Here is a 2,334-nt window from a genome sequence, read left to right as displayed (position 1 = left end):
CGATCCCGTCCTGCACCGTGCTGCGGGCAATCCCGAGCAGATCGGCAATATCGCGAACGCTCACGCCGTCTGATCGCAGTCGAAGCAAATGTCGTAGTTGTCTCATGGTCAGCCTTCGTCTCTTCGACATGCCATCTCCTCAAGTTCAAAAGGAAATGCATGCCAAGGTTGCTGACCCAGGGGCACTGCTTACGTTGAAAAACTGTCCGGTATCAAATCGGAATCGCGTCCGGCTAATTCTCGGAATCGTGTCCGGTTTTTGATTGGAACGCCGTCCGGTAAATCATCGGAATCTACATTGAGCGCGCGGCGCGGGAAGCTCCTGCTGTCAGCTTCGAATTTCGGCCCCCGGGCGATGACACTGATGATTTACTCCGGCGCGGCGACGTCGATCTTCTCATTTTGCCGGAAGTGTTCGCGTCGAACACCCATCCCCGAGCAGGGCTGTTCGATGATGTCCACGTGTGCGTAGGCTGCACCTCGAACAAGCAACTGGAAGAGCCGTTTACGTTCGAGAGATACATGTCGATGGGACACGTTGTGGTCAAGTTTGGGAATGTCCGTAGGCCTGGCATCGAGGAATGGTATTTGCTCGAATATGGTCACAAGAGACGCATCGACGTCGTCGTGCATGGCTTCAGCATGATCCCGCCGATGGTTTCGGGCAACGAACGCATAGGAACCATGCCCTTACGGCTGGCGCAGCATTTCGCAAAAACCATACCCCTGCAAATCGTTGAGCTTCCGCTACCACTACTCCTTCCGTTCACCGAAGCCGTACAATGGCCCGCTCTGCACAATAGTGATCCGGCAAGCCTCTGGATACGCGAACTCTTATTCAAGGAGGCGTCCCACATGATTTCGCCGCCGGGCGCGGCCGAACCTCATATGCACCGGATTAGCACCGGCCCTGACCGGCTCACCTGCGATCGGCGAACTTGATAACGGGCGGAGAAGTCACGTGCTTTGCCCTTCACTTTAAGATTTACACAAGCCAATTGGGTTCGACCGCACGGCGATAACCGGTCGCAACGTTATTTTGCGTCCGGGCGCAGCGGAACAGCATGGATGCTCCAGTTGAACGAAAACTCGAATAATTGCAGCGGTCCGATCGACAGGAAGGACGAGCTGCCATAACTCGGGTCGCCTTTGCGGACTGCAGGCATAAGGCTCAGCACCCGTTACCGAGGCGATCGACGTTAGCCGTTACTTTGCAGAGTGCCGGTAAAAGACATCCGCCAGAATGTGGTGATCATGGCGGTAGACTTCAGCCATGATATTGTAGAGCTCTGGATCGTGAGCCTCGAACTCGTCTGATGTGGCGACGGTGAGTGCACCATGGCTGTAAGCTGTATTCGTATTGAACCAAAACCGCGTGCCTTCGGCCCAATACTCATCGACGGTGTTCTCCATATACGAACGCGCCCAGAGTCCTTTCTCGCGGGCGTGGAAATAGGCTTTTTCAACTCGCGCGACGAGATCAGGATCCACCGTGCGAAGCGCGTTGAAGATATTATGTGAGAATTCGTGAACAAGAATGTTTCCTCCGTAATAGCGAGTGCCAGGCACGCCCATCAAATTTTCCACGGCCCCCGTCGTGTAGAGCCCGCCCATGCCGCGTGCCCGTTGGGCCCAGTATTCCCGGGCAGTCATCTTGTCGATCGTGTTGGCGTAATTCCGCCGTTCGTCGGGGGTGAGGCGGGGATCATCGGGCGCCGGCTTCTTCCAATCCCGCTGCTCCGGAATGTCAGTCGTCGTCTCGTCGATCGCCATGATGCCCACCCGCGCCCCGGCCCGGATTAAGGCATCGCGAACATCACGACGTTCTGACAACATGTATAGGACAATGTCACGTGCGATTAAAAGTGCCGTGTCTGGAACCTTTTCGGACGAGATAATAGTCTTACTGCGTCACAAATTTGTGGATTTTATCGATCCTTCATCCGGGAGCAGCATGGACATCGCTGGAGGTTGCGACTGAGTGCGACGGTCAAGTGCCTTCGGATTGTGGCGATCGAATTCGACACGTGTCGCTCGGGTCGGATCGGGGGCTCCGCGGGGTCGATAACCCTGGGGAAGGCCAGATTGCGGGCGGTTTTTGGTTTCGGGCGGCGCTGAGGGGGGAATCGTCTCCCTTTGGGAGATGAGGAATCCGTAAGCTGCAATGCAGAGGCTTGCATGATGATGGAAGCCGCGCCAACCGCGTCCCTCATAGTGGCCGAGCCCGAGTTCCTGTTTGAGTTCCTGATAGTCGCGCTCGATGCGCCAGCGCAGCTTGGCGGTGCTGACGAGCTTTGCGAGCGAAGCGGCGGCCGGGAGAGTGGAGAGCCAGTA

Annotated in this window: 3 protein-coding genes and 1 pseudogene; 1 reads left to right on the top strand and 3 read right to left on the bottom strand. The window is 56.5% G+C overall.

The features are described 5' to 3' along the window. The coding region (locus PH547_RS33610) for a helix-turn-helix domain-containing protein (protein WP_285169843.1) at window positions 1-130 on the bottom strand (130 nt) is incomplete at its 3' end. 167 nt (window positions 131-297) lie between these two features. Between PH547_RS33610 and PH547_RS33605 the strand changes: the two are divergent. Continuing rightward, window positions 298-942: pseudogene (locus PH547_RS33605) on the top strand (LysR substrate-binding domain-containing protein); the annotation flags it as partial. 264 nt (window positions 943-1,206) lie between these two features. Here the strand turns inward: PH547_RS33605 and PH547_RS33600 are convergent. Then, a complete protein-coding gene (locus PH547_RS33600; RefSeq protein ID WP_120671006.1) occupies window positions 1,207-1,773 on the bottom strand; it encodes a hypothetical protein in 567 nt (188 codons plus the stop codon). Window positions 1,774-1,911: 138 nt separating this feature from the next. After that, on the bottom strand, window positions 1,912-2,334 hold a 423-nt coding region (locus PH547_RS33595; RefSeq protein ID WP_285170468.1), incomplete at its 5' end, for a transposase.

Source organism: Rhizobium cerradonense (genome assembly GCF_030182455.1).
Classification (GTDB): Bacteria; Pseudomonadota; Alphaproteobacteria; order Rhizobiales; family Rhizobiaceae; genus Rhizobium.
This window is presented reverse-complemented; position numbering and strand designations above follow the sequence as displayed.